The organism is Pseudomonas sp. LBUM1668, from assembly GCF_059695715.1.
The window spans coordinates 4,085,367-4,109,121 of record NZ_CP166787.1 but is presented as its reverse complement, the minus strand read 5'-3'; the positions used below and the strand labels follow the sequence as shown (position 1 = coordinate 4,109,121).

The 23,755-nt window shown below is 58.0% G+C and carries 25 protein-coding genes; 9 read left to right on the top strand and 16 right to left on the bottom strand.

What is annotated here, in order from left to right; all coding sequences use genetic code 11:
• Positions 1 to 3: 3 nt before the first annotated feature.
• The 7 genes from ACA061_RS18485 to ACA061_RS18455 form a co-directional block, all read right to left on the bottom strand.
• Positions 4 to 3,648, bottom strand: coding sequence for a transporter substrate-binding domain-containing protein (locus ACA061_RS18485; protein WP_497299812.1), 3,645 nt, complete (start codon positions 3,646 to 3,648; stop codon positions 4 to 6).
• A gap of 8 nt (positions 3,649 to 3,656) precedes the next feature.
• Positions 3,657 to 4,283, bottom strand: a complete 627-nt coding sequence (locus ACA061_RS18480) for a response regulator (RefSeq protein WP_497301958.1) — start codon at positions 4,281 to 4,283, stop codon at positions 3,657 to 3,659.
• Between the two features lie 384 nt (positions 4,284 to 4,667).
• On the bottom strand, positions 4,668 to 5,996 hold the full coding sequence (locus ACA061_RS18475) for a deoxyguanosinetriphosphate triphosphohydrolase (protein WP_042560247.1): 1,329 nt from the start codon (positions 5,994 to 5,996) through the stop codon (positions 4,668 to 4,670).
• 70 nt (positions 5,997 to 6,066) lie between these two features.
• A complete protein-coding gene (locus tag ACA061_RS18470) occupies positions 6,067 to 7,230 on the bottom strand; it encodes an EAL domain-containing protein (protein WP_210553944.1) in 1,164 nt (387 codons plus the stop codon).
• Positions 7,231 to 7,353: 123 nt separating this feature from the next.
• The gene (locus tag ACA061_RS18465; protein ID WP_497299811.1) at positions 7,354 to 7,692 is read right to left on the bottom strand and encodes a hypothetical protein; all 339 of its coding nucleotides are present in this window, start codon (positions 7,690 to 7,692) and stop codon (positions 7,354 to 7,356) included.
• Complete coding sequence (locus tag ACA061_RS18460) at positions 7,689 to 8,075, bottom strand: phage holin family protein (protein WP_150603369.1); 387 nt, start codon at positions 8,073 to 8,075, stop codon at positions 7,689 to 7,691. The genes ACA061_RS18465 and ACA061_RS18460 overlap by 4 nt, the downstream gene beginning before the upstream one ends.
• Before the next feature lie 2 nt (positions 8,076 to 8,077).
• Positions 8,078 to 8,392 carry an ElaB/YgaM/YqjD family protein gene (locus ACA061_RS18455; RefSeq protein ID WP_042560243.1) on the bottom strand — a complete coding sequence of 105 codons (315 nt, stop codon included), beginning with the start codon at positions 8,390 to 8,392 and terminating at the stop codon, positions 8,078 to 8,080.
• 307 nt (positions 8,393 to 8,699) lie between these two features.
• Here ACA061_RS18455 and ACA061_RS18450 point away from each other — a divergent pair, with 307 nt between their 5' ends.
• Positions 8,700 to 9,908: an ammonium transporter gene (locus ACA061_RS18450; RefSeq protein WP_497299809.1), complete on the top strand. Its 1,209-nt coding sequence runs from the start codon at positions 8,700 to 8,702 to the stop codon at positions 9,906 to 9,908.
• Here ACA061_RS18450 and ACA061_RS18445 read toward each other — a convergent pair.
• Positions 9,905 to 11,617, bottom strand: a complete 1,713-nt coding sequence (locus ACA061_RS18445) for a cation:proton antiporter (RefSeq protein WP_210553942.1) — start codon at positions 11,615 to 11,617, stop codon at positions 9,905 to 9,907. The genes ACA061_RS18450 and ACA061_RS18445 overlap by 4 nt on opposite strands.
• Before the next feature lie 207 nt (positions 11,618 to 11,824).
• Here ACA061_RS18445 and ACA061_RS18440 point away from each other — a divergent pair, with 207 nt between their 5' ends.
• The 3 genes from ACA061_RS18440 to ACA061_RS18430 all read left to right on the top strand — a co-directional run bounded on the left by ACA061_RS18440 (position 11,825) and on the right by ACA061_RS18430 (position 13,453).
• Complete coding sequence (locus ACA061_RS18440) at positions 11,825 to 12,061, top strand: glutaredoxin family protein (RefSeq protein WP_150615918.1); 237 nt, start codon at positions 11,825 to 11,827, stop codon at positions 12,059 to 12,061.
• A 112-nt stretch (positions 12,062 to 12,173) separates the two neighbouring features.
• Complete coding sequence (locus ACA061_RS18435) at positions 12,174 to 12,491, top strand: transcriptional regulator (RefSeq protein ID WP_042560239.1); 318 nt, start codon at positions 12,174 to 12,176, stop codon at positions 12,489 to 12,491.
• Positions 12,492 to 12,562: 71 nt separating this feature from the next.
• On the top strand, positions 12,563 to 13,453 hold the full coding sequence (locus ACA061_RS18430) for a pseudouridine synthase (RefSeq protein ID WP_150615917.1): 891 nt from the start codon (positions 12,563 to 12,565) through the stop codon (positions 13,451 to 13,453).
• An 80-nt stretch (positions 13,454 to 13,533) separates the two neighbouring features.
• Here the strand turns inward: ACA061_RS18430 and ACA061_RS18425 are convergent, their stop codons facing one another.
• Together ACA061_RS18425 and mobA are read right to left on the bottom strand one after the other, a co-directional pair.
• Positions 13,534 to 13,755, bottom strand: coding sequence for a YgdI/YgdR family lipoprotein (locus ACA061_RS18425; protein ID WP_016770600.1), 222 nt, complete (start codon positions 13,753 to 13,755; stop codon positions 13,534 to 13,536).
• A gap of 78 nt (positions 13,756 to 13,833) precedes the next feature.
• Positions 13,834 to 14,436: a molybdenum cofactor guanylyltransferase MobA gene (mobA, locus tag ACA061_RS18420; RefSeq protein WP_150615916.1), complete on the bottom strand. Its 603-nt coding sequence runs from the start codon at positions 14,434 to 14,436 to the stop codon at positions 13,834 to 13,836.
• An 81-nt stretch (positions 14,437 to 14,517) separates the two neighbouring features.
• Between mobA and moaB the strand changes: the two genes are divergently transcribed.
• Entirely contained in the window at positions 14,518 to 15,057 is a 540-nt protein-coding gene (gene moaB / locus ACA061_RS18415; protein WP_150593175.1) for a molybdenum cofactor biosynthesis protein B, read from the top strand.
• Positions 15,041 to 16,267 carry a molybdopterin molybdotransferase MoeA gene (locus ACA061_RS18410; protein WP_497299806.1) on the top strand — a complete coding sequence of 409 codons (1,227 nt, stop codon included), beginning with the start codon at positions 15,041 to 15,043 and terminating at the stop codon, positions 16,265 to 16,267. The genes moaB and ACA061_RS18410 overlap by 17 nt, the downstream gene beginning before the upstream one ends.
• Positions 16,268 to 16,328: 61 nt before the next feature.
• Here the strand turns inward: ACA061_RS18410 and ACA061_RS18405 are convergent, their stop codons facing one another.
• Positions 16,329 to 16,628 carry a hypothetical protein gene (locus tag ACA061_RS18405; protein WP_497301956.1) on the bottom strand — a complete coding sequence of 100 codons (300 nt, stop codon included), beginning with the start codon at positions 16,626 to 16,628 and terminating at the stop codon, positions 16,329 to 16,331.
• A 311-nt stretch (positions 16,629 to 16,939) separates the two neighbouring features.
• Here ACA061_RS18405 and yegS point away from each other — a divergent pair, with 311 nt between their 5' ends.
• Entirely contained in the window at positions 16,940 to 17,857 is a 918-nt protein-coding gene (gene yegS / locus ACA061_RS18400; protein WP_150603377.1) for a lipid kinase YegS, read from the top strand.
• Here the strand turns inward: yegS and ACA061_RS18395 are convergent.
• From ACA061_RS18395 to ACA061_RS18385, 3 genes are all read right to left on the bottom strand, one after another.
• Positions 17,841 to 18,497 (bottom strand): response regulator, encoded by a 657-nt coding sequence (locus tag ACA061_RS18395; RefSeq protein ID WP_150603378.1) that lies wholly within the window; start codon positions 18,495 to 18,497, stop codon positions 17,841 to 17,843. The genes yegS and ACA061_RS18395 overlap by 17 nt on opposite strands.
• Positions 18,494 to 19,387 (bottom strand): sensor histidine kinase, encoded by an 894-nt coding sequence (locus ACA061_RS18390; protein ID WP_210554162.1) that lies wholly within the window; start codon positions 19,385 to 19,387, stop codon positions 18,494 to 18,496. The genes ACA061_RS18395 and ACA061_RS18390 overlap by 4 nt, the downstream gene beginning before the upstream one ends.
• Before the next feature lie 484 nt (positions 19,388 to 19,871).
• Complete coding sequence (locus ACA061_RS18385; RefSeq protein ID WP_497299803.1) at positions 19,872 to 20,342, bottom strand: hypothetical protein; 471 nt, start codon at positions 20,340 to 20,342, stop codon at positions 19,872 to 19,874.
• A 453-nt stretch (positions 20,343 to 20,795) separates the two neighbouring features.
• Here ACA061_RS18385 and ACA061_RS18380 point away from each other — a divergent pair, with 453 nt between their 5' ends.
• Both ACA061_RS18380 and ACA061_RS18375 read left to right on the top strand, forming a co-directional pair.
• Positions 20,796 to 21,731, top strand: a complete 936-nt coding sequence (locus ACA061_RS18380) for a chemotaxis protein CheV (protein WP_150603380.1) — start codon at positions 20,796 to 20,798, stop codon at positions 21,729 to 21,731.
• A gap of 192 nt (positions 21,732 to 21,923) precedes the next feature.
• Positions 21,924 to 22,730, top strand: coding sequence for an MOSC domain-containing protein (locus ACA061_RS18375; RefSeq protein WP_497299802.1), 807 nt, complete (start codon positions 21,924 to 21,926; stop codon positions 22,728 to 22,730).
• A gap of 72 nt (positions 22,731 to 22,802) precedes the next feature.
• On the opposite strand, the gene ppnP is transcribed toward ACA061_RS18375, so the two are convergent.
• A complete protein-coding gene (ppnP, locus tag ACA061_RS18370) occupies positions 22,803 to 23,087 on the bottom strand; it encodes a pyrimidine/purine nucleoside phosphorylase (protein ID WP_003183665.1) in 285 nt (94 codons plus the stop codon).
• A gap of 103 nt (positions 23,088 to 23,190) precedes the next feature.
• The gene (locus tag ACA061_RS18365) at positions 23,191 to 23,733 is read right to left on the bottom strand and encodes a 3'-5' exonuclease (protein ID WP_210700428.1); all 543 of its coding nucleotides are present in this window, start codon (positions 23,731 to 23,733) and stop codon (positions 23,191 to 23,193) included.
• Positions 23,734 to 23,755: the final 22 nt, after the last annotated feature.

Below are 23,755 nucleotides of genomic sequence, written 5' to 3'. Positions count from 1 at the left end.
TAGTTAAGGCAAGCTCATTGCGCCTTGATCGGACAAAACCAGTTGTTGCTGCAGAGCTTGCTCCAGTTCGAGCATTGCCTGATTGCTCGCCTCGCAACGACGGCCAATCTCCTCTTTTGCCAATGCCTGCGCGCAGGCTTGTTCGAGGGCATCGCAGCATTCGATCACGCGCGATGCCTGGGCAATACGCGCGGCGCCTTTGATTTTGTGGGCGACCACCGCCAGCGCGTCGCGATCATGTTCCAGCGCCAGCGTGAGTAACTCCTGACGATCGAGACGGCTGCTTTTGAGCAGTTCCACCAGCAGACGCCGAGCCTGTACGGGGCTGCCACCGGTCAACATGTTCAGACTTTGCAAATTGAATGCCGGTGTCGGTGATAACGGGGTGATGCCGTCGACCCACTGGCCGAGCTGACTCAGGCTCAAGGGTTTGAACAGGCAGTCATCCATGCCGGCCTGTTTGCAGCGTTGTACTTCCTCGGGTTGCGCGTTGGCGGTGAAGCCCAGCACCGTGCAGGGCGGGCAGCGGTTCTGCAGCTCGTGCTGGCGAATGGCGCGGGTCATGTCATAGCCGTTCATCAAAGGCATGTTGCAGTCGACGATCACCAGGTCGAAGCCGCCATCCTTCCACAGCTCAAAGCCGCTGCGGCCGTTCTCGGCGATGCTGAAGTGATGACCGAGGAACTCCAGCTGCTGACACATCAACAAGCGATTTGCCGGGTGGTCATCCACCACCAACACGCGCAAGGGTGTCTGTGAGGTCTTGATCGAGGGTTCGCTCCTGGCGGTGCTCACCTGCGCCGGAAAAGTTTCCAGCGGCAGGGAAACGCAGACCTGAGTACCGATGCCGGGCTGGCTGCTCAGTTGCAGTTGGCCGCCCATCATTTCGCAGAGGTTGCGGCTGATGACCAGCCCCAGGCCTGCACCGCTGCGGGCCAGTTGATGGCTGTTCTGCGCCTGTGCGAAGGGTTCGAACAATCGCTGCTGATCCTCCGCACTGATACCGACGCCGCTGTCCTGTACCGTCAGTTGCATCAACGCAGGCGCAGGCACGTCCGTGCTCATGAGGTCAAGGGTGATCCTGATGTGTCCGTGCTCAGTGAACTTGATGGCATTGCTGACCAGATTCGACAGCACCTGCTTGAAGCGCAGGGGGTCCAGATGCACATCGACTGCCAGATCCGGCGGGTTGAAGATGACTTGCAGTGCGAGGTTCTTTTGTCGGGCGAGGCCGTCGAAGATTCTTCCGACAGACGTCACCGTATCGACCAGGTTGACCCGTTCCGGGCACAGGCTCAGACGCCCGGATTCAATCCGGGCGATGTCGAGAATGTCGCCGATCAGCCCCAGCAGATCCTTGGCCGAATGGTAGGCGGTGTCTATCGAGGAGCGATCCGGATGCTGTTGGTCCATGCGCCTGAGGGTCAGTTCGAGCATGCCGATCACGGCATTCATTGGCGTACGGATCTCATGGCTCATGGTTGCGAGGAATGTGCTTTTGGCGCGGTTGGCCTCATCCGCCTGCTCTTTGGCTGCCCGCAGGTCTTCGAACAGCTGACGGCGTTCGCTGATGTCGATCCAGCCGCCAATGATGCCTTTCACGTCACCACTGGAATCGCGATAGGGAATTATCCAGTGATAGATCGTCAGACGTCGGTTGCCGATGTGCAGCGGCCGGTCGAGCAACAGCGGAATGCCTTCAGCGACGACGCGCTGGTAATCGGCGTGGAAGGCTTGAGCCTCAAAAGCGTTGCTCACGGTACCCTGCATGACGCTTTTGCCAATGACGTCCTCGCGCTTGGCATTGAACGTTTCGAGGTAACTGTCGTTGCAGCTTTGCAGTAACCCCTGGCGGTCGCGAACGTAGATCGGATGTGGTGTGCCGTTGACCAGCGAGCGCATGAATTCGAACTGGTCGCTCAGGGCCCGCTCCGCCGCCTGGCGTTGTTTGATCTGGTGGCGCATGTAGGCGTTCCACGCCAGCAACAGCAGCAGGAGCAGGCAGGCGCCGATGATTACTTGATAGAACAGCCGCTGGTAGTTGCGCCAGATATTTTGCGAAGCCGTGGAGTAACCACGCCAGCGGCCATTGATTACGCCCAGTTCTTCGGGGGAAATGCTCAGTAATGCTTTGTTGATGATCGAATTCAGTTCCGGGTTGTCACGCGCGGTTACCAGAGAAAACGCAGCCTGCCCGGTGCCGATGGTGGTGGTGATTTGCAACGCTCGTTCGAAGATTTGCGAGGAGATGAAGTAGTTGGCGATCACCAGTGAATTGACCGCGCCGTCGACGTGACCTTCGGCCAGCAGGGAGACAGCGCTGAAGGTATCCGCCGTCTCAACCAGTTGAATACGCGGATACTCGCTTCGCAAGTACTCGACCATCGGATTGCCTTTGGCGATCGCCAGTTGCTTGCCCTTGAGCTGGCCCAGATTGGTCGGACTGTCGGCGCTCTTGCGCGTCAGCAGGACATAGGAGTTTTCCAGATAGGGTCGACTGAAGTTCAGGGTTTTTTCCCGTTCGGCAGTCGGAAGGAGGGCGGCAATAAGGTCGGCCTGATGGCTGTCTATCTGCTGGATCATCTCCGCGTCGCTACGACTGCGCCGGATCTCGAAACGCAGACCGGTGCGCAGGCGGATCAGTTCGAGAAGGTCGGCGCTGATCCCGCGAAAATTGCCGTCGCCGTCGAAGAAGGTCAGCGGCGCATAGGCCTCATTCACGACCACACTGACGACAGGATGCCGGTTGCGCCATGCTTCTTCGCGTTGGGTCAGTTGCAGCTTCTTGTCGGTGAGCAGCAGATCGCTGCCGGCGCTCCAGCGTTTGGCGATATTTTCACGCTCGCTACGCGGCACCGCTTTGAGCACGGTGTCGATGATACTCAACAACTGCGGATTGTTGCGGCGTACGGCGAAGCTGAAACCGTGGGCTTCCTGCTTGCCGAAATTGGCCATGCGTACGTTGTTGAGGTAGCCCTTGTTGATCATGTAGTGCGTGGAAATGGTATCGCCGAGAAATACATCGGCCTGGTCGAACGCGACGGCGTTGATTGCATTCTGGTAGGAGGGGTAGCAGGTAATAAGGGCTTTGGGGTACAGCGCCTTGACCTCATGCAGCGGCAGGTAGTGATACACCATGCTCAGGCGCAATCCTGCCAGGCCTTCGGTCAATGTGCGGCTTTCGTCCTCGCGGGTGACGAGCACCGGCTGATCATTGGCATACGGTTCGGACAGCGCAAGGTTGGCGTTGCCGGCTTCATAGCCGTTGGCCGTACCGAGCAGGTCGATTTGACCATCGACCAGCGCGCGAATCGCGGCCTCCCGGGAGGGAAAGCGTTTGATCCGGATCGGCATCCCGGTGGCCTCGCCAATAATCCCTGCATAGTCGGCGGTCAGACCTTCGTAGTCCTGGCCACTGACAGTCATGTCGAAAGGCGGATAGTTCGGCGCGGAAGTGCCCAGTAGCAGCTCGCTGCGGGTTTGCAGCCACTGTCGTTGAGACTGCTCAAACGCTACCGGCATCGACTCGTTTGCCGACCGGCTGAGCAAGGTGTAGTCCGGTGAGCCGCCCTGCATGGCGAACACGTTGGCGCTCAGGAAAAGCCCTGCACTCAACGCAATTAGATAGTCCTTTAAACGGCTGTGCATGCGGGGTCTCACACGAGTGCGTTGCGTTTGGCCATCTCGATAAGTTCTACAAGGGATTTGGCTTTGAGTTTTCGCATCAAACGTTTTTTGTAAGTGCTGACGGTTTTATTGCTAAGAAACATCCCCTTGGCTATTTCCTTGTTGGTGCGACCTTGGGCAAACAATTGCAAAACCATCAATTCGCGATCATTGACGGACTTGAAGAGTTCCAGTTCCGTATAACGAATATCGTCACTGCGAACCGGATTCAACGCCTGACTGGGGAAATAGTTGTAGCCGGAAAGTACGGCTTTTATCGCGCTGACCAGTTCGCTCAAATCCTCCTGTTTGCATACATACCCGGAGGCGCCGGATTGCATGCAGCGAATGCCGAACAAGGTCGGACATTGAGCGGTCAGCACCAGGGTTTTCAAAGGTGAACTCATGGCGTTGAATCGGGCCAGCACCTCCAGTCCGTCGAGCTTTGGAATGCTGATGTCGAGAATGATCAGGTCAGGCATGCACTCGCGCACCATCTGCATGGCATCAACCCCGTTATCGGTCTCACCGACGACCTTATAACCTTCATGTTCCAGCAGCATGCGTACGGCAAGACGAATGACCGGGTGATCATCGACAATAAAAGCGGAGTTCATAATCAAATCCCATACAAGCACGAATAAAGCGCGCACCTTAGCTCAGATGAATGAGCGCTCGCATGAGCTGACATGACTTCAGTTGTGTTATCGGATAATTCCTACATTTAATAAGGAAAAAGACTACAGCTGAACTAGGTCGAGCGTAAGGAAGTGCAAGAAACGTATTGGCTTATAGTTCGCCTTTTTTGTTTTGCAAGTGCCGGCTGTAATTGGCTTTCAATAGTGTTTAAGTCTGGTGAGATCTGGCGGGTTGGCCGGTTGTTTTTAGTGGTTACATTGCGTCATGAATCGACAAGAGTTTGCCATTGATAATGGCATCGCGCAGGGTGAGCGCCTTGCATTCAGCCGGCCCGGGTTGCTGGCCGGCTGAACGGGGCGAGGTCAGTGACTGGAGCGACCGGTCATTTCCAGCGCCATGTCGCTGGCGTAGCCGTCGGTCATGCCGGCGATGAAATCAATCATGCGCAAAAATGACGTGTGCAACGAACCTTGCGGATCAGGCGCGTTGTTGCCCAGCAGATCGAGGATGCGCCGGCTCTTGAACGACGGGGTGCGTCCATTGTGTTGTTCCAGTGCGGCGCCGCAAAACGAGTTGAGCAGGATCTCCAGCGTCGTGTAGGCGCCGATTTCGTGCAGCGTCTTGCGTTTGTCCTGAAAGATCTTCTTGCGGGCAATGTCCTTGGCGTTCAACACGCAGCGTTTGGCCGGACCATGCATGTGCTCGACCAGATCGCCGTGCAGCGTGCCGGCCAGTAACGCGTCCTGTTGCTCGACGAAGGCCCGCGCCGCGGCATTGGTCAGATGTTCGATGGCCTTGCCGCGCAGGATCGCCAGTTTGCGCCGCCGCGAATCCTGCGGACCAAGCTGACGATAGGTTTCCGGCAGGTCATCGCCCACCAGTCCAAGCAGCAGCGACTCGACTTCGGCGTACTCCAGCAGCTCCATCTCAAGGCCGTCTTCGAGATCGATCAGCGCATAGCAGATGTCATCGGCGGCTTCCATCAGGTACACCAACGGATGGCGCGCCCAGCGTTGATCTTCGAGTTGTGGCAGGCCAAGCTTGTGAGCAATCTGCTCCAGCAGCGGCAGCTCGCTCTGATAGCAGCCGAACTTGTGTTTCTTGTAGCCGAGGGAGTCCGCGTGTCGGGCCGTCCACGGGTATTTCAGATAAGTGCCGAGGGTGGCGTAAGTCAGGCGCGTGCCGCCGTCAAACTGATGGTACTCAAGCTGAGTGAGCACGCGGAAACCCTGGGCATTGCCTTCGAAATTGAGGAAGTCACCGCGCTCGGCTTCGCTCATGCCATCCAGCCAGCCGCGCCCGGCCGCCTGTTGAAACCAGTGGCGAATCGCGTCTTCACCGGAATGGCCGAACGGCGGGTTGCCGATGTCATGAGCCAGGCAGGCCGATTGCACGACCATGCCCAGATCACTCGGATCGCACCATTGCGGCAGCGCACTGCGCAGTGTTTCGCCGACGCGCATACCCAGCGAGCGGCCCACACAACTGACTTCCAGCGAGTGGGTCAGGCGAGTGTGAATGTGATCGTTACTGGTAACCGGGTGCACCTGGGTTTTACGGCCCAGGCGGCGGAAGGCGCCAGAAAAAATGATGCGGTCATGATCTTTGTGAAAAGGGCTGCGGCCAAGTTCTTGCGGACTGTGCAGCGGCTTTCCGAGACGTTCGCGGTTGAGCAGGGTTTGCCAATCCAAGGCTGATTCTCTCCGTCTGATGGATGAATTGCCCTAGCTTCCGGGTTCAGGTCTGCGCCTGCAAGTGCAACTACAGTCCCGCCGCATCAATGTCGATCAACAGCAACCGCTCACCATTGTCGAAAAATTGCCCGGCCGTCAGGCAATACTGGTTGCTGGTGGCATCGCGGTAGGTGTTGGACAGGGTCAGGCGCCGCTCCTCCCAGCCTTCGGCGAGCAAATGGTAGAAGTACGGGCGCCACGACCAGTTGTGCCCCAGATAGCGGTCGTCGGAGACCCAGCCGTTATGGCGCCATTCCAGATTGGGGGTCAGTTGCGTGCCGTGACGATCACATTGGTAGAACCGCAGCAGCCATGGGAAAGCGTCCAGTTGCGGTAATGCGCTGAGTGGCGCACGAGCGTGTGCCCAGTTCTGCAGGATCGCCATCAATTCGCTGAGTTGGTGGCGCATCTGCATCAGTCGTCCTCGCTCGGCGAGCTTCTGCTGAACGTAACGCTGGCGCAGTTCGGCAAAACGTTGCACAAACGCGTCGGTGGCAAAGAACGCCTCTTGCGCCCGCGCGAACAGAAAACCCTGCACGTAACGCGATCCGCATTCCAGGGCGAAATTCAGCTGAGCCTCGGTCTCGACGCCCTCGGCAATGATCCAGCAACCCGTCTTCTCGGCCATCTGCGCCAGCGCCTTGACCACGTCGCTGCTTGGCCCGCCTAAAGCGGCTGCCTGAAACAGGCGCATGTCGAGTTTGAGAATGTCCGGTTGCAGGGCCAGCACCCGGTCGAGCTGCGAGTGACCGGCGCCAAAATCGTCGATGGCGATTCGCGCCCCCGCCTTGCGATAACGGCCAACCACTTCGGCCAGACGTTGGCTGTTGCCGCCAAGTTCGGTGATCTCGAACACGATGCGTTGCGGATCGACATTGTGTCGCGCCATTTGTTTGAGGCTGGGCAGCGCTTGGTCGGGGCGTAGACGGCTGATCCAGTGGGGCGACATGTTCAGGCTGAGAAACCAGTCTGCCGGTGCTTCGTGCAGACGGCTCAAAGCGTTGTCGCGGATCTGTCGGTCGAGGCGACGCAGGGCAATGGCCGGCGTACGCGGATCGGCGAACAACGGCCCGACCGATGTCAGTTGTCCATCAGCCTGGCGCAGGCGGCCAAGTGCTTCGACGCCTGCAATACGTCCGGTGGCGGTATCGATGAAGGGTTGAAAGCAGGCGAGCGGTTGCCCGTCGATCACGAGGCCTCCTTAGTCGTTGTTGTTCTGAGTGAACCCGCCGACCGGGTAGGCACGCGGGATTGAACCTCCAGGTAAAGAGGTTAATCCCGCCGACATTGCAAGAATGTAGCCAGATACGTCAGTTCAGCGCTTGCCAGAACTCTGCATGACCAGTCTGACCAGTGGCCCTAGGCTGGTACCGAGGCGAATCAGTCGGGTAAGGCCACCGACACCGCCGCTTTTCGCGCCTTTGCCGGTGATGAAACCCAACAGCGTGACCGCGGCAACACCCCATAACGGCGCATGTTTGATCCCGAATCCGCCTTGCAGGTTTTGCGACATGCCACGCATGCGCTGCAAAGGTTGCAGCACTTGCCCGGCCTCATGGCGGATTTCCTGCCGATGCATTTCCATGCGCAGGCGAATGAGTGCCTTGCGCATTTCCCGACGTGAGCTGTTATGTGGAAGTTCAGGCAGGCTCATGGCAGCAGGCGCTCCCGGTCGTTGGCCAGCTCTTCGAGCGTGCCATGGAAGGGTGAGGATTCATCGAACACCGCAGCCTTGAGGCGCAACCCGCAAAAGGCTGCCGCAAGGGTATAGAAAACGCATAGGCCGATGATCGCAGGCAGGCGGTACGTGTCCCAGAACAAGATCAGCACCAGCGTCGACAAGCCGACCAGCAACAACAAGGCAAACACCAATGCCAAACCTGCGAACAGCAACAGGCTGACCGTGCGTGCTTTCTGTTCCTGCAGTTCGATGCCGAACAACTCGACATGACTGTGCAACAAGCCAAGGACAGCGGCGCCCAGACGCCGCGTAGAGGATGAGGTGCCCGCAGCCGGGCCGGATTCACCGATCGACATAATCAGCGCCGAGTAGCTAGCAGGCCGATCAAAAAGCCCACACCGGCAGCGATGCCAACGGACTGCCATGGATTGGCCGACACGTAATCTTCGGTGGCGGTAACCGCTGCCTGGCCGCGTTCGCGCAGGGTGTCTTCGGTCAGCTTCAGGGTTTCGCGTGCACGCAGCAGGCTGTCGTGGATCTGTGCACGCAGCTCATCGGCCTGATCACCGGCCAGAGTGGCGGTGTGCTCGAGCAACCGCTCGGTGTCGGCGACCAGTGTCTGGAAGTCGTTCATCAGGATGTCTTGAGCAGTCTTTGCCTTGATGCTGGCCATGGGTGGATCTCCGTATAAGTGGCTTCTGAAACGTTCGAGTATGAGCCTTGCGCGAAGGTTCAGTACAAATGACTGGTACAACTTTTGCTGTGTCGTGGTGCGTCGTTCGTCAGTCGTGCGCTGTTGCCGGGCGTACAGGCCGCAAAAGCCTGACGCGGATAATAGCGGTTCGTGCCAGCACATCGATCTTGTGCGCCAAATCGGTTCATCGGACCTTCGGGTTCATGACTTTGTGGGCGCAACTTGGTGCAAGAAATGTGTGCATGAACTGCTTTGGTGCCTTTTTATCTTTCAGGTCTGCCTCTTTATGGAAAATCTGCAAAGCGCTGTGGAAACATTGGTTCACAGCTCCAATACGTTGTTCATCCTGATTGGTGCGGTGATGGTGCTGGCGATGCATGCTGGCTTCGCCTTTCTGGAAGTCGGTACGGTGCGCCAGAAAAACCAGGTCAACGCGCTGTCGAAAATCCTCAGCGATTTCGCTGTCTCGACCCTGGCCTATTTCTTTATAGGTTACTGGATCTCTTACGGCGTGACCTTCATGCAGCCGGCAGCAGTGCTTAGTGCTGATCATGGCTATGGATTGGTGAAGTTTTTCTTCCTGCTGACCTTCGCTGCGGCGATCCCGGCGATTATCTCCGGGGGCATTGCCGAACGCGCGCGCTTCGTGCCGCAGTTGTGCGCCACGGCGCTGATCGTTGCGTTCATCTATCCGTTTTTCGAAGGGATGATCTGGAACGGCAACTATGGCCTGCAAGCCTGGCTGACCACTCAGTTCGGTGCGGCGTTTCATGATTTTGCCGGTTCCGTGGTGGTGCACGCCATGGGCGGTTGGCTGGCGCTGGCGGCGGTACTGTTGCTGGGTCCGCGCAATGGGCGTTATCGAGACGGACGACTGGTGGCCTTCGCGCCATCGAGCATTCCGTTTCTGGCATTGGGCTCGTGGATTCTGATTGTCGGCTGGTTCGGCTTCAACGTGATGAGCGCGCAGACCTTGCAAGGCGTCAGCGGCCTGGTGGCGGTCAACTCGTTGATGGCGATGGTCGGCGGCACCATGGCGGCATTGATCGTCGGACGCAATGACCCAGGCTTTTTGCATAACGGCCCTCTGGCCGGATTGGTGGCGATCTGCGCGGGATCCGATCTGATGCATCCGGTCGGAGCTCTGGTGACCGGAGCCATCGCCGGCGCGCTGTTTGTCTGGTGCTTTACGGCGGCGCAGGTCAAGTGGCGCATTGACGATGTGCTGGGCGTGTGGCCGCTGCACGGTTTCTGCGGCGTGTGGGGCGGGATTGCCTGCGGGGTTTTCGGCCAGACCGCGCTCGGCGGGCTTGGCGGCGTCAGCCTGATCAGCCAGATGATCGGCACCGCGCTCGGCGTGGCGGTGGCGTTGATCGGCGGTTTTGCCGTGTACGGCGTGATCAAGGCGCTGCATGGGCTGCGCCTGAGTCAGGAACAAGAGTATTACGGTGCCGATCTGTCCGTGCACAAGATCGGCGCGGTGAGCCAGGATTAGGTTTCTTCATCATTGGCTCCGGAATAAAAGCCGTGCAGCAGGCGATAGCGGTCTCTTCGCACTTGATCGGCTTTCTCTTGTACCTGGCGCGCCGACAAGCCGAGCATGATCAAGGCGTGAGAGCCGAGCATCAGGCTTGATTCCAACAGCTCCGGCACTACTTCAGTAGCGCCGGCGGCTTTGAGTTCGGCCAATTGGCTGTCGTCGCGGGTGCGTACCAGGATCGGTATCTGATCATTGAGGCGGCGTGCCTCCCTGAGAATGTGCAGGGCAACGTCGGTTTGATCCACAGCAATCACCAGCAGTTTTGCGCGCAACAGGCCGACGGCGATGAGCAAATCACCGCGTGATGAGTCACCGTAATGCACGTCACTTTCTTCGGTGGCAGCTTCCTGTACCCGCACAGGGTCATTGTCCAAAGCGATGTAAGGCTGTTTTGCGTTACGCATGAAGCGGCCGATGGATTGACCAACCCGTCCGTACCCGCAAATCACCACATGCTGGTCGAGGCCGGCGTTGAGCGCGCTGATGTGCTCGATCTGTGCTTCCTCATTGGGTTTGCGGTGCAGGGCCGTGGCGATGCGTGGGGCTGCGCGTAACAGGATGGGGGTCAGCAGCATCGAGCAGAAAGTCGCTGCAAGCAGCAAGGCGCCAAGCTTTTCGGGCAGCATGCTGTTCTGTTGCATCTGCGCCATCAGCGCGAAGCAGAATTCGCCTCCCTGAGCTAACGCCAGACCACTGCGCCATGCGGTTTCACTGTCACTGCCGCGCCACTTCACCAGCAACGCCACAACGATGCCTTTGATAATCATCAAGCCGACAGTCAGGCCGAGGATCAGCAGGCCATCGCTGACGAACAATTGCAGGTCGATCAGCATGCCGATGCTGACAAAAAACACCCCGAGCAGTATGTCGCGGAAGGGCCGGATATCGGCCTCGATCTGATGCCGGTAATGGCTTTCACCCAGTAACATGCCGGCCAGAAAAGCACCCAGCGCGGGCGACAGACCGAGCAAGTGAGTCAGCCACGCGGTAAGCAGCACAATCACCAGCGCCAACAGCACAAATAATTCTGCCGAGCGTGAGGCCGCGACTTCATGGAACAGTCGGGGCAGCAACCAACGACTGGCCAGTAGCAGACCGACAAACAACACCACGGTTTTCGCCAGCGTCAGCGGCAATGCCCAGTACCAGGCCTGCTCGCTGCTGCCGGCGAACACCGGCACCAGGGTCAGCAGCAATACCGCAACCACATCCTGAAACAGCAGGACGCCGACCGCATTCTGACCGTGGCTGCTGAACACCTCACCGAGGCTGCCCAATTCCTTGGTGACGATCGCCGTAGAGGACAACGCAAGCCCGGCACCGAGCAGCAATGCTGGCGTTATCGGCATGCCCAACAGCATCAATAACAGGCCCAGCACGGCCGTGCTGATCAACACTTGCTGACTGCCAAGGCGAAACACCACTTGGCGCAGGGCGATCATCTTTGACAGGGAAAACTCGAGGCCGAGGGAAAACAGCAGGAACACCACGCCCAGTTCCGCCACGTCGGGCAGATGTTCACTTTCATTGACCCAATCGAATGCATTGGGTCCGACCAGCAATCCCACGCACAGATAACCCAAGACCGGTGGCAGCCGCAGGTGGCGAAAAAGTGCAATCACCACGAGGGACGAGGCGAGGATGATCAACAGGTTGGCAAACACTAGACACTCCGAGGTCAGGCTCTGGCTTCTCAAGCGTAGAAGCAAAAAGACCGGGAGCATCGCCTGATTGGCTTTTTTGCGAGCTGATTTGCATCAGGGTTTTGCGCATGTGCCTTTGCGGCTGCGCTCAAGCCTTTGGGCGGCGGTGGCTCGACGGGTTTTCGGTGGCGGCCTAGAATAGGCGGATTAATCTGTGGTTGAGCGCACATGCTTCCTGAATGTCAGCTGTTCGGCACCCTGGGGTGTCATCTGTGTGAAGTCGCTGAATCCATGCTGATGGAGTTTGTCGAACGCGGTCTGCTGGTGGAACTGGTAGACATCACTGAAGACGAATCCTGGTATGAGGCTTACAGCCTGCGGATTCCGGTGCTGCGGCGAGTCGACACCGGGGCGGAGCTTGGCTGGCCGTTCAGCGCCGACGAGGTGGTGGCGTTCCTGCGTTAAGCTGTTTTCCCGCAGCGCCCCGCTGGTCGCCGGCACAAATCCATCCCTTGGCACTTCCCGGCTTATTCGGTTACTGTATGTTCATACAGTAATTGGGTCAGAGGGACGAACCGTGGTCAATGTCGAACAGTTGAAGAACAGCGTGAACCGGATGTCGGTTGACGTGGTGCGCGAGGCGGTTCTCGAATTGCGCCTGGACGGGCTGGTCACGGAAGGCAAGACGCCATTCAACAAGCTGCATTTCAATACCTGCTTTGCTGAGATCGAAGCCTTGTTTCAGCGCGCCGGTTATCACAAGCAACTGGACGTGGTCGGGTATCAGGGCCTGATGTACGCCTTGTATGACCCGGGCCGCTGGGAAGCTGTCGACGTGTTGCGCTGGCTCAAGGAGTTTACCGACGCGGCGGCGCTCAAATCGATTCCGGCTTGAGGATTCTGCGCTAGGTTCGTTTCCCTCAGTGCTGGATAATGCCGGCCTGCCTTGAGGGTTCGAATTTTCATATGTCCACGTCAACGTTTTCCGCTGCACAGAATCAGGCCAGCACGCTTTATCTGCCGCCCGGCGCCTGGCTGACTGTACTCGATTGCTTGTGCGAGCATTTCAGCGCCATTGGACGCGAGCAGTGGCTGGACCGGATCGCTCGGGGGCGGGTGCTGGATGCTCACGGTCAGCCGATTGCGCTGGATTTGCCCTACAAGGAAGGCTTGCGCATTCACTACTTTCGCGAAGTGCCGGACGAAAAACCGATCCCGGTGGTCGAGTCGATTCTCTATGCCGATGAGCATCTGGTGGTGGCTGACAAGCCGCATTTTCTGCCAGTGACGCCGGCCGGCGAGTACGTAGAGCAAACCTTGCTGCGCAGGCTGATCCGGCGTCTGGACAATCCCCATCTGGTGCCCCTGCACCGTATCGACCGGCATACGGCGGGGCTGGTGATTTTCTCGGCCAACCCGCAAACCCGTTCCGCCTATCAGTCGCTGTTCCCAACGCGACAGATCGACAAGCGTTACGAAGCCATTGCCCCGGCATTGCCTGGACTCGATTTTCCCTTGGTGCATAAAAGCCGTCTGGTCGATGGCGAACCGTTTTTCCGTATGCAGGAAGGGCCCGGTGTCAGTAACACCGAAACGGCGGTAGAGGTTCGGGAAAAGAACGGCGACCTTTGGCGTTATGGCCTGTACCCGGTGACCGGCAAAAAACATCAGCTTCGGGTACACATGACTGCACTTGGCGCGAGTATCTGCAATGACCCGTTTTACCCGGACGTACTGAAGGATGTTGAGGATGACTATGCTCATCCGCTGAAGCTTCTGGCGCAAGGGTTGCGTTTTATCGATCCGGTGACCGGCGAGGAACGTGAGTTCGAAAGTCGCATCACTTTACAGTGGTGAGGTTGCTGCAACTTTTCGAGCGCCCATGAAAAAGCCCGCAATCAATGCGGGCTTTTCTGTATCCGGGATCGACGTCGAGCTTACAGCTCTTTAACGGTACGAACCTGATCCTTGTTGATGCGTGTTTCTTTGCCGTCCAGTTGCTGGAACTCGTAGAAGCCCGAATCGTCATCGTATTTCGGGGTGTCGACGGCCTGGATTTCGCGACCGTCATTCAAGGTGATCACTGTAGGCGAGGAGCAACCGGCGAGGGTAGCAAGGCCCAGTGCGAGCATGAAAGTGGCGAGGGTCCGTTGAGTCATGAGTGTGTCTCCGAATGGGAATACTTTTGGTTACTGAGCTTGAGACGTATACAAGGCGTTAGAGTTCCTTGAATAGTGTCAGTCTGACACAGTGTTGTGAGCATTTAACAGTTCGGGGGTGTTGAGGTTGGCCAGTCGCGGGTCGTTGTCGGGACATTTCAGCGCCATGGCACCGAGCCCGCGCATGACGCGGCCGGGGCTGCGTTCACCAGCGTTCCAGGCGTTTTCGAATGCCGGTGAAAGGGCTACCGGAATTACACACAACAGGGGTTCCCAATGTTCGTCATGCCACAACATTAAAGGTTTTTCAGGATTCTGATTGGCGGACTCGCGCATGCTTTGCAGCAACGCATCGTCGATAAGCGGGACATCGCAAGGCAGTACCAACAAGTGCGAACGTCGCGCGGCTTTCAAGCCTGCGCGAATACCGGCCAACGGTCCTGGAAAGTCGCCTTCGTCATCCTCCACCAATTGATCGGCCAGCGGCGCGTAACGCTCGCGATTGCGGTTGCAGGAAATGATCAGGTCATCGGTCAGCGGACGAGTCTTGCGATGCAAATGCGCAATCAACGGTTCGCCCTGCCATTGCACCAGACCTTTGTCCTGACCGCCCATGCGTTGGCCGCGCCCGCCCGCCAGTAGCAGAATGGAGCAGGGCGGCAGTTGCGTCTCAAAGGTCATGGCAGCTCTCCACAGGGGCGGCGAAAAAACAGGGCGCTGTGATATAACACCGCACCGTTTCTCCTACAACTGGACGAGCCTATGAAAGCCAAGGCTGATGTACCTTTCGTGCCGCTCAATATCGCGGTGCTGACTGTCAGTGATACCCGTACTCTGGAAACCGACACCTCAGGCCAGGTCTTTGTCGACCGCCTGGCAGCGGCCGGCCACAATCTGGCGGCGCGGGTCCTGCTTAAAGATGACCTCTACAAAATTCGCGCGCAAGTCGCCAACTGGATCGCCGACGATGTTGTTCAGGTTGTACTGATTACCGGTGGCACCGGGTTCACCGGCCGCGACAGTACACCGGAAGCCGTGGCTTGCCTGCTCGACAAGCAAGTGGATGGGTTTGGCGAGTTGTTCCGGCAGATATCGGTGGCCGATATCGGCACCTCTACCGTGCAGTCCCGTGCGCTGGCCGGTCTGGCCAACGGTACGCTGGTCTGCTGTCTGCCGGGCTCGACCAACGCCGTGCGCACGGGTTGGGATGGCATTCTCGGTGAGCAACTGGACGCGCGCCACCGTCCATGCAATTTCGTCCCTCATCTGAAACAGGCCGCGCCTTGTGAATCCCGTGGGTAAGCCGGGCAAGACGGGCTCGTTGATGCCCGTCGAGGTTGCGCTGGCGCGTCTGCTGGAAATGGCCGAAGCGTCGCCGATTGCCGAGCAAGAATATTTGCCGCTGGCGCAGGTCGAGGGTCGAGTGCTGGCCGAGGACCTCATTTCGACCCTGGATTTACCGCCCTGGCCCAGCAGTGCCATGGATGGCTATGCCCTGAACCTGGCCGACTGGACGGGTGAAGCCATGACGGTCAGTCAAAAGGTGTTCGCCGGACAATCTCCGCAAACCCTGAAACCCGGCACGTGTGCGCGGATTTTCACGGGGGCACCGGTACCGCCGGGTGCCGATTGCGTGGAAATGCAGGAAAACGCCGAGGTCCAGGCCGATGGAAGCGTGCGCTTCATCCAGCCGATGAAGATTGGACAGAATATTCGCCCGCAAGGGCAGGAAACTACTGTCGGCGAGTTGATTTTGCCGGCCGGAACCCGGCTTGGCCCGATAGAGCAGGGCTTGGTTGCGTCGCTGGGCTGTGCCGGCGTCAAGGTTGTGCGCAAGGTTCGCGTGGCGGTGATTTCCACCGGTGACGAGTTGGTCGAACCGGGGCAGCCACTGGGGCCGGGTCAGATCTACAACAGCAATCGAGTGTTGCTGTGCAGCTGGTTGCAGCGCCTGGGTTGCGAAGTGATCGACGCCGGTATTCTTCCGGATGATCTTTCCACCACCCGTGCCCGTTTGGGTGAGTTGCAGGATGTTGATCTGATTCTTTCCACCGGTGGCGTCTCGGTGGGTGAAGCTGATTTTCTCGGTATCGCCTTGCGAGAAGAAGGGGAACTGGCCCTTTGGAAACTGGCGATCAAGCCCGGTAAACCGCTGACATTCGGCCATTTCCGCGATGTGCCGGTTATCGGGTTGCCCGGCAATCCGGCTTCGACGTTGGTCACGTTTGCGTTACTGGCTCGGCCTTACCTGTTGCGACGTCAGGGTGTGCAGGACGTCGAGCCTTTGAAGTTCACGGTGCCAGCAGGCTTTGTCTGGCCTGTCGCTGGCAATCGGCGTGAATACCTGCGGGGCCGTCTTGAGCAGGGGCGGGCGACTATTTACCGTAACCAGAGCTCGGGTGTGCTGCGCAGCGCTGCGTGGGCAGACGGATTGGTGGAAGTGCTTGAGGGTCGCACTCTGCTCGAAGGAGACGCCGTCGTCTTCATCCCGCTAAGTGAGCTCTTGGGCTGAAGCCTGTCTGGCAAATGCAGGCATGGGTTGATCCAGCCGGTGCCTGCAAGGTTTCATTCGGTCAATGGCTCAACAGTGTAACCAGCTGGTCGAATCGGCTATTGGCCACCCAACCCAGCAGACCCATTATTACGGCGGTTGCACCTGCTGAGTAGGCCAGGCGATGCTTGATGGTTCTGACGTCACTGCGGACTTCATCCATGTCCCGTCGAATATATTTGAGGTGGGTTTCCAGCTCGGTCACACGTGGTTCCATATCAACTGCTCCAGTGGTCTTCTTGAAATCGGACTTGTGATTCGCGCGACATTCGGCGAGGGGGGCGATCGGATTCACTGGTTTTCTGGCTTCACGGCTTGGCATGGAAATATCCATCTGCTGCTTCAAACCTGTTCCTGCAATATTTGCCCTCTCTCCAACTGTTACAAACCCTTGAGTAACCTCTCATTACATGCACGTCCTTGTGTAGTCGAATTGATGATTGATACCGCTGGCACACGGTGAACCAACTGTTACACCCGGTCAATTAAGCCGATTCCTCATGTTTTGTAAGAAAAAATACCGCTGTGTAGGACGCCGCAACCAGACGAAGGAATTATTTGTCATTCTTTGGGCTTTTTTGCGCGCCACGGTGGTCAAGATGTTTCAACCGATTCAATTCAGGGAGTGACGCTATGAGTGAACGCCGGGCACTGTTGATCCTGCATGGCAAGCAGGCACTCAACGAGGCGGTTCGCACCGCGGTCGAGGACAAACGCGAGCAAGGCTGGGAGTTGGCGGTGCGCCTGACCTGGGAGGCGGGGGATGCCCAACGCTGGGTCGAGCAAGCATTGGCGGACGGGTACACGAAAATTATTGCCGGCGGCGGAGACGGTACGTTGCGCGACATCGCCGAAGCCCTTGCGGCCCACCCCGGGAAAGCCAGCCTTGTCCTTTTGCCTTTGGGTACCGCTAACGATTTTTCCCGCGCGGCGGGGATTCCGCTGGAGCCGGCCGAGGCGCTTGAACTCCTCGATGTACCGCCACGTGACATTGATCTGGGTGAAGTGGGCGGGCAGATTTTCCTCAACATGGCCACCGGCGGTTTCGGCAGTCAGGTCACGGCCAATACTTCAGAGGATCTGAAAAAGGTACTGGGCGGGGCGGCCTATCTGTTCACTGGTTTGTCGCGGTTCAGCGAACTGCACGCCGCTTATGGCGAGCTGCAGGGGCCGGACTTTCACTGGAGTGGTGAGCTGCTGGCATTGGGGATAGGCAATGGTCGCCAGGCTGGCGGCGGGCATGTTTTATGCCCGCAGGCGCTGGCTGACGACGGGTTGCTGGATATCAGCATCCTGCCTGCGCCACAGGAGCTGGTGGGCACACTGAAAAGCCTGCTCAGCGATGGATTCGGCATCGACAACATGTTTGTCCGAACCCGCTTGCCTTGGGTCGAGATCAAGGTGGCCGAGGGGCTCTACATCAATCTTGACGGGGAGCCACTGGAAGGCGACAGCATGCGCTTCGAGGCGCGCCCGGCGGCGTTGCAGATACATCTGCCGAAGGACTCGCCGCTGTTGAGCGAAAATCTGGCGCTCAATCGTCCAGACTGATGATCTGTTCGCGTACAGCAAACAGCACCAGGCCCGCTACATCGTAGATTTGCAGACGCTTCATGATCTGCGAGCGGTGGGTCTCGACAGTTTTGATGCTCAAGCCCAGGCCATTGGCAATTTCCCGGGTGGATTTTCCACGCACGATCAGGCGCAGGATTTCCAGTTGTCGGGCCGTGAGGTTGTGCGAATCGGCGATTTCCGGCTGCTTCTGATTGCGAGTCAGTGCCTGGTTGATCACGGTATGAGCGATGGCCGGACTCAGGTAACGCTCGTTATTGCGCAAGGCTTCCAGCGCGTGTTCGAGTTCGGTGGCCGTGGTGTCTTTGAGAAGGTAGCCGTGAGCGCCGGACTCCAGTGCCTGCATGATCAACGCAGGATCGGTGTGCATCGACAAAATCAGCACTTTGCTCTGTGGCCGCACTTGCTTGAGTCGTTGCAGGGCTTCCAGGCCACCGGTGTGCTTCATGGAAATATCCAGCAGCACAATATCGGGGCTGAGCTGCTCGAACATTTCGAGCAGTTGCGAGCCATCATTGGCTTCGCCAACAACCGCGTAACCGGGAATATCCAGCACCAGAGCGCGAACGCCGGCCCTGATCAGCGAGTGGTCATCCACCAGAAGTAAGTTACAAGTCAACGCATAACCTTATTCGTACTGGCCCGCTCGAGTGCCCGCGGCGCCCAGGGGAAAAGTGCTTCGATTTGAGTGCCTTTGCCCGGCTCGCTGGTAACGCTCAGGGTGCCACCCAATTGCTCGATCCGTTCGGCCATCCCGGCCATGCCCCGCTGTCCTTCACGACCCGGGTTGGCAGCCGGGGCAAATCCCAGGCCGTCATCGCTGATCAGCAATGTCAGGCCTTTCGGCAGACGCTGCACGCGTATCAGCAGGTTTTTCGCCTGTGCATGACGCAAAATATTGGTGACGGCTTCCTGGGTGATGCGGAAAGCGGCGACCGCCATTTCTTCCGGGATGCCGTTGAGGCGTTGCTGACAATCGAGACTCCAGTGCACGCTGGTGTTGGTCATTGTCTTGAGCAGATGCGCTCGCAGGCTGGCCTCAAGGCCGAGGCTGGTCAACTGGCGGGGATTGAGGATGGCCGATACATCGCGCACTTTGTTCAGCGTCTCTTCGAGGGTTTCGCAAAGTGTGCTGCAGTGTTCCTGTAAATCTTCCGGCATTCGTCGTTTGAGCCAGTCGCCTTGCAGCTTGGCGGCGGTCAGCAATTGGCCGATATCATCGTGCAATTCGCGGCTGAGGCGGTGACGCTCGTTTTCCTGGACTTCCAGCAAACGGTCAGCAAGTTCCTGTGGCTGGAATTTTATCGATTTGCGTGACAGCCGATATTGCACCCAGACACAGGCGGTGGCGGCAATGTTCAGCAACAGTACTCCCAGGTGAAGTTGCGCGGAAAACCCGTAGGTCAGCAGGCTGCCAAGTGCTGCCGCGACGCACAATATGAGTGTGAACCGACGCGCGTTTTCCCGGGAGGGAGGCCATGTAGTGATTGACTTGAGGCTGGCGTACATAACGGATGGAGCCAATGGATGTTCGCTGCGGGTAGACCGGCCGGTGGCTGGCGGGTCTCTGTCTGTAAAGGGTGTCAATAATGTTTAGGATTTCAACGTGACTCAGTGAATGTACAGGATCACCAACTTCGGGTGGATGCCTGTCTCTGGAGTCACTGTGCCATTAACTTGGCAGCATTTAATGGGCGGCATAATACCACTTAAGATACCGTTGGTCGCGTTTGCTATATATGTCCAATGCGTCAGGAAATACGTCATGTTGGACGCGAGTTCCATAATGAAATTATCGATTTATTGAGTTCGATGGTATCTGCATCGCCAGAAGTTGAACTCTTCAGACACAGGCAAACCCTTAGCCCGGCAGGAAATACACGCTGTTGTCCGGTATGAATATTTATTCGATTTGTCGCTGGCAGCTACGAGCTATTCAATTGCGACATTGACGTTGCGGTGTGTCAGCCTCGCCGAGCCCTGTCACGCCGAATCAGGCTTGGCGGTCCGAATAGTTCAGCAATGGCAAACGTTTGGTTTTCAGCGCTGGTTGAAACTGAGCTTGTCCGACCTGAGAGGCAAACGCTTCGAGCAGTGAGGTCTGTTCGGTTTTATCGAGGCTCAGTTGCCCGGTTTTATGATCGACCAGTTCAAGCTGCCAGGCCATCAGTGTGAAGCATTCCTTCAACGCCTCCAGGGCCTGCTCGTGCAGATCTACGTGATCCTGTGCCAGATTGAGCAGACCGTAGATATGCAGGGAAAACTCGGAAATCGCCTCAAGCGCCAGAGCTTCAGCCCTGCTTGCGAGTTTGAGGAGGGTACTGAGCATGCAGTCGATAGCGTCCTTGTCGTTGCTGATCATCTGCAGATGGCTGAGGCATTCTTCGGACTTGGCCAGGAGCGTTTCAGCCTCGACAAGAAATTCGGGGAAGCGTTGCGCCCACTCTTTACGGTCGATCGGCATGCTTATCTCCACAACATCATGGCTACTGAGGGGATGCCGTGTGTGACGACGATCGTGGATCGTCGGGAGATCGCGCCCAGACGTGCAGGTGCACAGACTGAGAGGTTCCAGAGGGTTTGTTTCCGCTGAACTGCGATCGCACACAATAGCCTGACTCCGTTCATGCAATGAGAATGGCGTCACATTAATGGCTATTGGATACTGCGAATATCAGGTTGGGCCTGATTGATACTAGGGGAATCCCTTAGGCGCGGGAACCTAACGTGCGAACCGTGGTCGCGCCGCAAAGACTTTAGCAGATGAAAAATGCAGCGCCAGTAAAGCATGATGTTAATGTGACATCAATGCCCCGATATGGCATTTTCAGAGCGATTGCTGCGGGGATCAAGATTCGGCATTCGCAGCCGATAACCCCTCTTAGTGAATTCATCAGAACAAGCCCAGGAGTCATTGATGGCCGGCATTCTCGACACGGTAGACCAACGCACGCAACTGGTGGGTGAGAATCGCCTGGAAATACTCATGTTTCGACTGGCCGGGCGCCAGTTGTTTGCGATCAACGTGTTCAAGGTTCAGGAAGTGCTGCAACTGCCGAAGCTGACCCTGATGCCTCAGCGTCACCCGTTTGTCTGCGGTGTGGTCAACCTGCGCGGGCAGACGTTGCCGGTGATCGATCTTTCGCAGGCAATCGGTATGCGTCCATTGGTGCCGAGCCCGACGAGCACCATCATCGTTACCGAATACAACCGCTCGGTGCAGGCCTTCCTCGTCGGTGGTGTAGATCGCATCGTCAACATGAACTGGGAAGCCATTCTGCCGCCACCGGCCAGCGCCGGCCGTCAGCACTACCTGACGGCGATCAGCAAGGTCGACGATCAACTGGTGGAAATCATCGACGTCGAGAAAGTGCTCGCCGAGATCGTTCCGTACAACGCCAAGGTCTCGCGCGAAAAGCTCGATGATCCGGTGCTGGAGCGCGCTCGTGGCCGCGAAGTGTTGCTGGTGGACGACTCCAACGTGGCGCTCTCGCAGTTGCGTGACACCCTCGGTCAGCTCGGCGTGAAAATGCACATTGCCAGCGACGGTTTGAAGGCGCTGAACATGCTCAAAGCCTGGGCCGACACCGGCGTGAACATGACCGACAAACTGCTGATGATCTTCACCGACGCAGAAATGCCGGAAATGGATGGCTATCGCCTGACTACCGAAATACGCAATGACCCACGCCTGCGCGGGCTGTACGTGGTGTTGCACACATCCCTGTCCGGCAGTTTCAACGACTCGATGGTGAAGAAGGTCGGCTGCGACAACTTCCTCTCCAAGTTCCAGCCGGACAAACTGGTCGACGTGGTGCGTCAGCGCCTGATGCTTGATGAAGTACCGGCCTGATCGCAACACCACCGCTTCTGTAGGAGCTGTCGAGTGAAACGAGGCTGCGATCTTTTGATCTTTAAATCAAAATCAAAAGATCGCAGCGTGCCGCAGCTCCTGCATTGATTGCGTGCAGTATCCAAACTCTGTCTTTGATTCGCCGCTGAAGCTCGTATAGGGTGGCGTTTTTTGCCCACCAGGGAGCTGGCCATGCTGCGTCTGAGCGCGCTTTATCGTTATCCGTTGAAATCCGGCAAGGGCGAGGTTCTGCAAGGGATCAACCTGGACAAGCTGGGGCTTGAGGGCGATCGACGCTGGATGCTGGTGGACGAAGCCAGCGGGCGGTTCCTGACCCAGCGCGCCGAAGCGAAGATGAGCCAGCTGTCGGCGCTGTGGAATGCCCAAGGCGGCTTGACCCTGAGTGCGCCCGAGCGTGCTTCGATCGAAATCGACTTGCCCGGCAACGACGCCGAACTTCGCGGCGTGACCATTTGGCGCGACACCTTGCGAATGCCGGATGCGGGTGATCAGGCGGCGCAATGGGTCAGTGAGTTCATTGGTAAACCGACCCGTCTGGTGCAAATGCCGCTGGATCGCGCGCGGATGACTCAGGCAGGTTTTGGCAAGGATGACGATCAGGTCGCGTTAGCCGACGGTTTCCCGTTGTTGCTGATCGGTGAGGCATCGCGGCAGCATTTGTCGCAGGCGGTTGGGCGGCCGCTGGAAATGCTGCGTTTTCGGCCGAATCTGGTGATAGAAGGCAGTGAGGCGTATGCCGAGGATGGCTGGAAGCGGATTCGCATTGGCGACGTCGAGTTCCGCGTGGTCAAGCCGTGCTCACGCTGCATCCTCACCACCATCGACCCGCAAACCGGCGAGCGCAGTGCTGACCGCGAACCGCTGGCGACATTGCAAAAGACCCGCGCGCAGGCTGACGGCGCGATGTTCGGGCAGAACCTGGTGAATGACAGCAACGGTCGTCTTGAGGTCGGGATGCCGGTGGAGATTCTCGAGTAACCCCTCACTGAAACAAAAAATGCCCGTGTCCTTGGACACGGGCATTTTCATTGGTGCTTCGAAACCAGCGGTTTAGCCGCGGTATTCGCACAGGTAAGCAGTGTCGACGGCGACTTTCAGCTGGAACTTGCTGTTGGCCGGTACGTTGAACTGGCTGCCGGCGGCGAAGGTTTCCCAATCGGTGCTGTCTGGCAGTTTGACCGTAAGTGCGCCGGACACCACGTGCATGATTTCACGCTGGGCAGTGCCGAATTCGTATTCGCCCGGGGCCATGACGCCGATGGTCGCCGGACCTTCAGCGGTGCCAAAGGCGATCGACTTGACGGTGCCGTCGAAGTACTCGTTGACTTTAAACATGGGCGATTCCTCGAAAAGGGCTAAAAAGTGGGGCGGCCAGTATGCACAAGGCTTTCCACGCCGTCACCTGCCCGGCGCGTGTCCGGCAAGTCGAGAATTGACCCTAGAGTGGCAATACCAAAGGCAACAACCGCGCCGTGTTGCGCGCGTCCTCCAGCGCCCGATGTTGCTGGCCGCTGAACTGCATGCCGGCGAGCGCCAGCGCACCGTTGAGCCCCAGCGGCCGTTCCAGGCGCCGGGCCTTGGCAAAGCGTTGCTTGAGATTCATGTGCGGCACTTTGCTCAATCCACTGTCGATTGCCAGTCGCTGCCATTCCTGCAGCAATTGCTTGCGGTCGTAATCGCCCCAACTGGCCCAGCCTTCCAGACGTGGCTGATGCTGGGCGAGCCAGCGTTCGAACGCCGGCCAGACATCGGTCAAGGTCTGTGCCGCGTCGATATTGGCCTGGGTGATGTGCGTGAGCTGGCGACAGAAGGGCGTCAGCAAGGGCCGCCGTGTCGGTTTGACGAAGCGCTGAAAGTGATCCTGCTCGCGTCCGGCACGATCGACCAGCGTGGCGCCGATCTCGATGATTTCCATTTCCGTGACCGGCCAGCCACCCTCGTCGGTGGTAGCTTCCAGATCAATGACCAGCCAGTGTGGCATCGCAGGGTTCCTGATTTCCGCG

What these genes read in the sequence shown, in the direction of transcription:
- ACA061_RS18485 (WP_497299812.1), bottom strand. Translation starts at nt 3,648, where the DNA reads ATGCACAGCCGTTTAAAGGACTATCTAATTGCGTTGAGTGCAGGGCTT.
- ACA061_RS18390 (WP_210554162.1), bottom strand. Translation starts at nt 19,387, where the DNA reads ATGTACGCCAGCCTCAAGTCAATCACTACATGGCCTCCCTCCCGGGAA.
- ACA061_RS18365 (WP_210700428.1), bottom strand. Translation starts at nt 23,733, where the DNA reads ATGCCACACTGGCTGGTCATTGATCTGGAAGCTACCACCGACGAGGGT.
- mobA (WP_150615916.1), bottom strand. Translation starts at nt 14,436, where the DNA reads ATGACCTTTGAGACGCAACTGCCGCCCTGCTCCATTCTGCTACTGGCG.
- ACA061_RS18455 (WP_042560243.1), bottom strand. Translation starts at nt 8,392, where the DNA reads ATGGCCAGCATCAAGGCAAAGACTGCTCAAGACATCCTGATGAACGAC.
- ACA061_RS18405 (WP_497301956.1), bottom strand. Translation starts at nt 16,628, where the DNA reads ATGCCAAGCCGTGAAGCCAGAAAACCAGTGAATCCGATCGCCCCCCTC.
- ACA061_RS18425 (WP_016770600.1), bottom strand. Translation starts at nt 13,755, where the DNA reads ATGACTCAACGGACCCTCGCCACTTTCATGCTCGCACTGGGCCTTGCT.
- ACA061_RS18460 (WP_150603369.1), bottom strand. Translation starts at nt 8,075, where the DNA reads ATGTCGATCGGTGAATCCGGCCCGGCTGCGGGCACCTCATCCTCTACG.
- ACA061_RS18430 (WP_150615917.1), top strand. Translation starts at nt 12,563, where the DNA reads ATGTCCACGTCAACGTTTTCCGCTGCACAGAATCAGGCCAGCACGCTT.
- ACA061_RS18385 (WP_497299803.1), bottom strand. Translation starts at nt 20,342, where the DNA reads ATGCCGATCGACCGTAAAGAGTGGGCGCAACGCTTCCCCGAATTTCTT.
- ACA061_RS18380 (WP_150603380.1), top strand. Translation starts at nt 20,796, where the DNA reads ATGGCCGGCATTCTCGACACGGTAGACCAACGCACGCAACTGGTGGGT.
- ACA061_RS18440 (WP_150615918.1), top strand. Translation starts at nt 11,825, where the DNA reads ATGCTTCCTGAATGTCAGCTGTTCGGCACCCTGGGGTGTCATCTGTGT.
- ACA061_RS18375 (WP_497299802.1), top strand. Translation starts at nt 21,924, where the DNA reads ATGCTGCGTCTGAGCGCGCTTTATCGTTATCCGTTGAAATCCGGCAAG.
- ACA061_RS18465 (WP_497299811.1), bottom strand. Translation starts at nt 7,692, where the DNA reads ATGAGCCTGCCTGAACTTCCACATAACAGCTCACGTCGGGAAATGCGC.
- moaB (WP_150593175.1), top strand. Translation starts at nt 14,518, where the DNA reads ATGAAAGCCAAGGCTGATGTACCTTTCGTGCCGCTCAATATCGCGGTG.
- ACA061_RS18480 (WP_497301958.1), bottom strand. Translation starts at nt 4,283, where the DNA reads ATGAACTCCGCTTTTATTGTCGATGATCACCCGGTCATTCGTCTTGCC.
- yegS (WP_150603377.1), top strand. Translation starts at nt 16,940, where the DNA reads ATGAGTGAACGCCGGGCACTGTTGATCCTGCATGGCAAGCAGGCACTC.
- ppnP (WP_003183665.1), bottom strand. Translation starts at nt 23,087, where the DNA reads ATGTTTAAAGTCAACGAGTACTTCGACGGCACCGTCAAGTCGATCGCC.
- ACA061_RS18450 (WP_497299809.1), top strand. Translation starts at nt 8,700, where the DNA reads ATGGAAAATCTGCAAAGCGCTGTGGAAACATTGGTTCACAGCTCCAAT.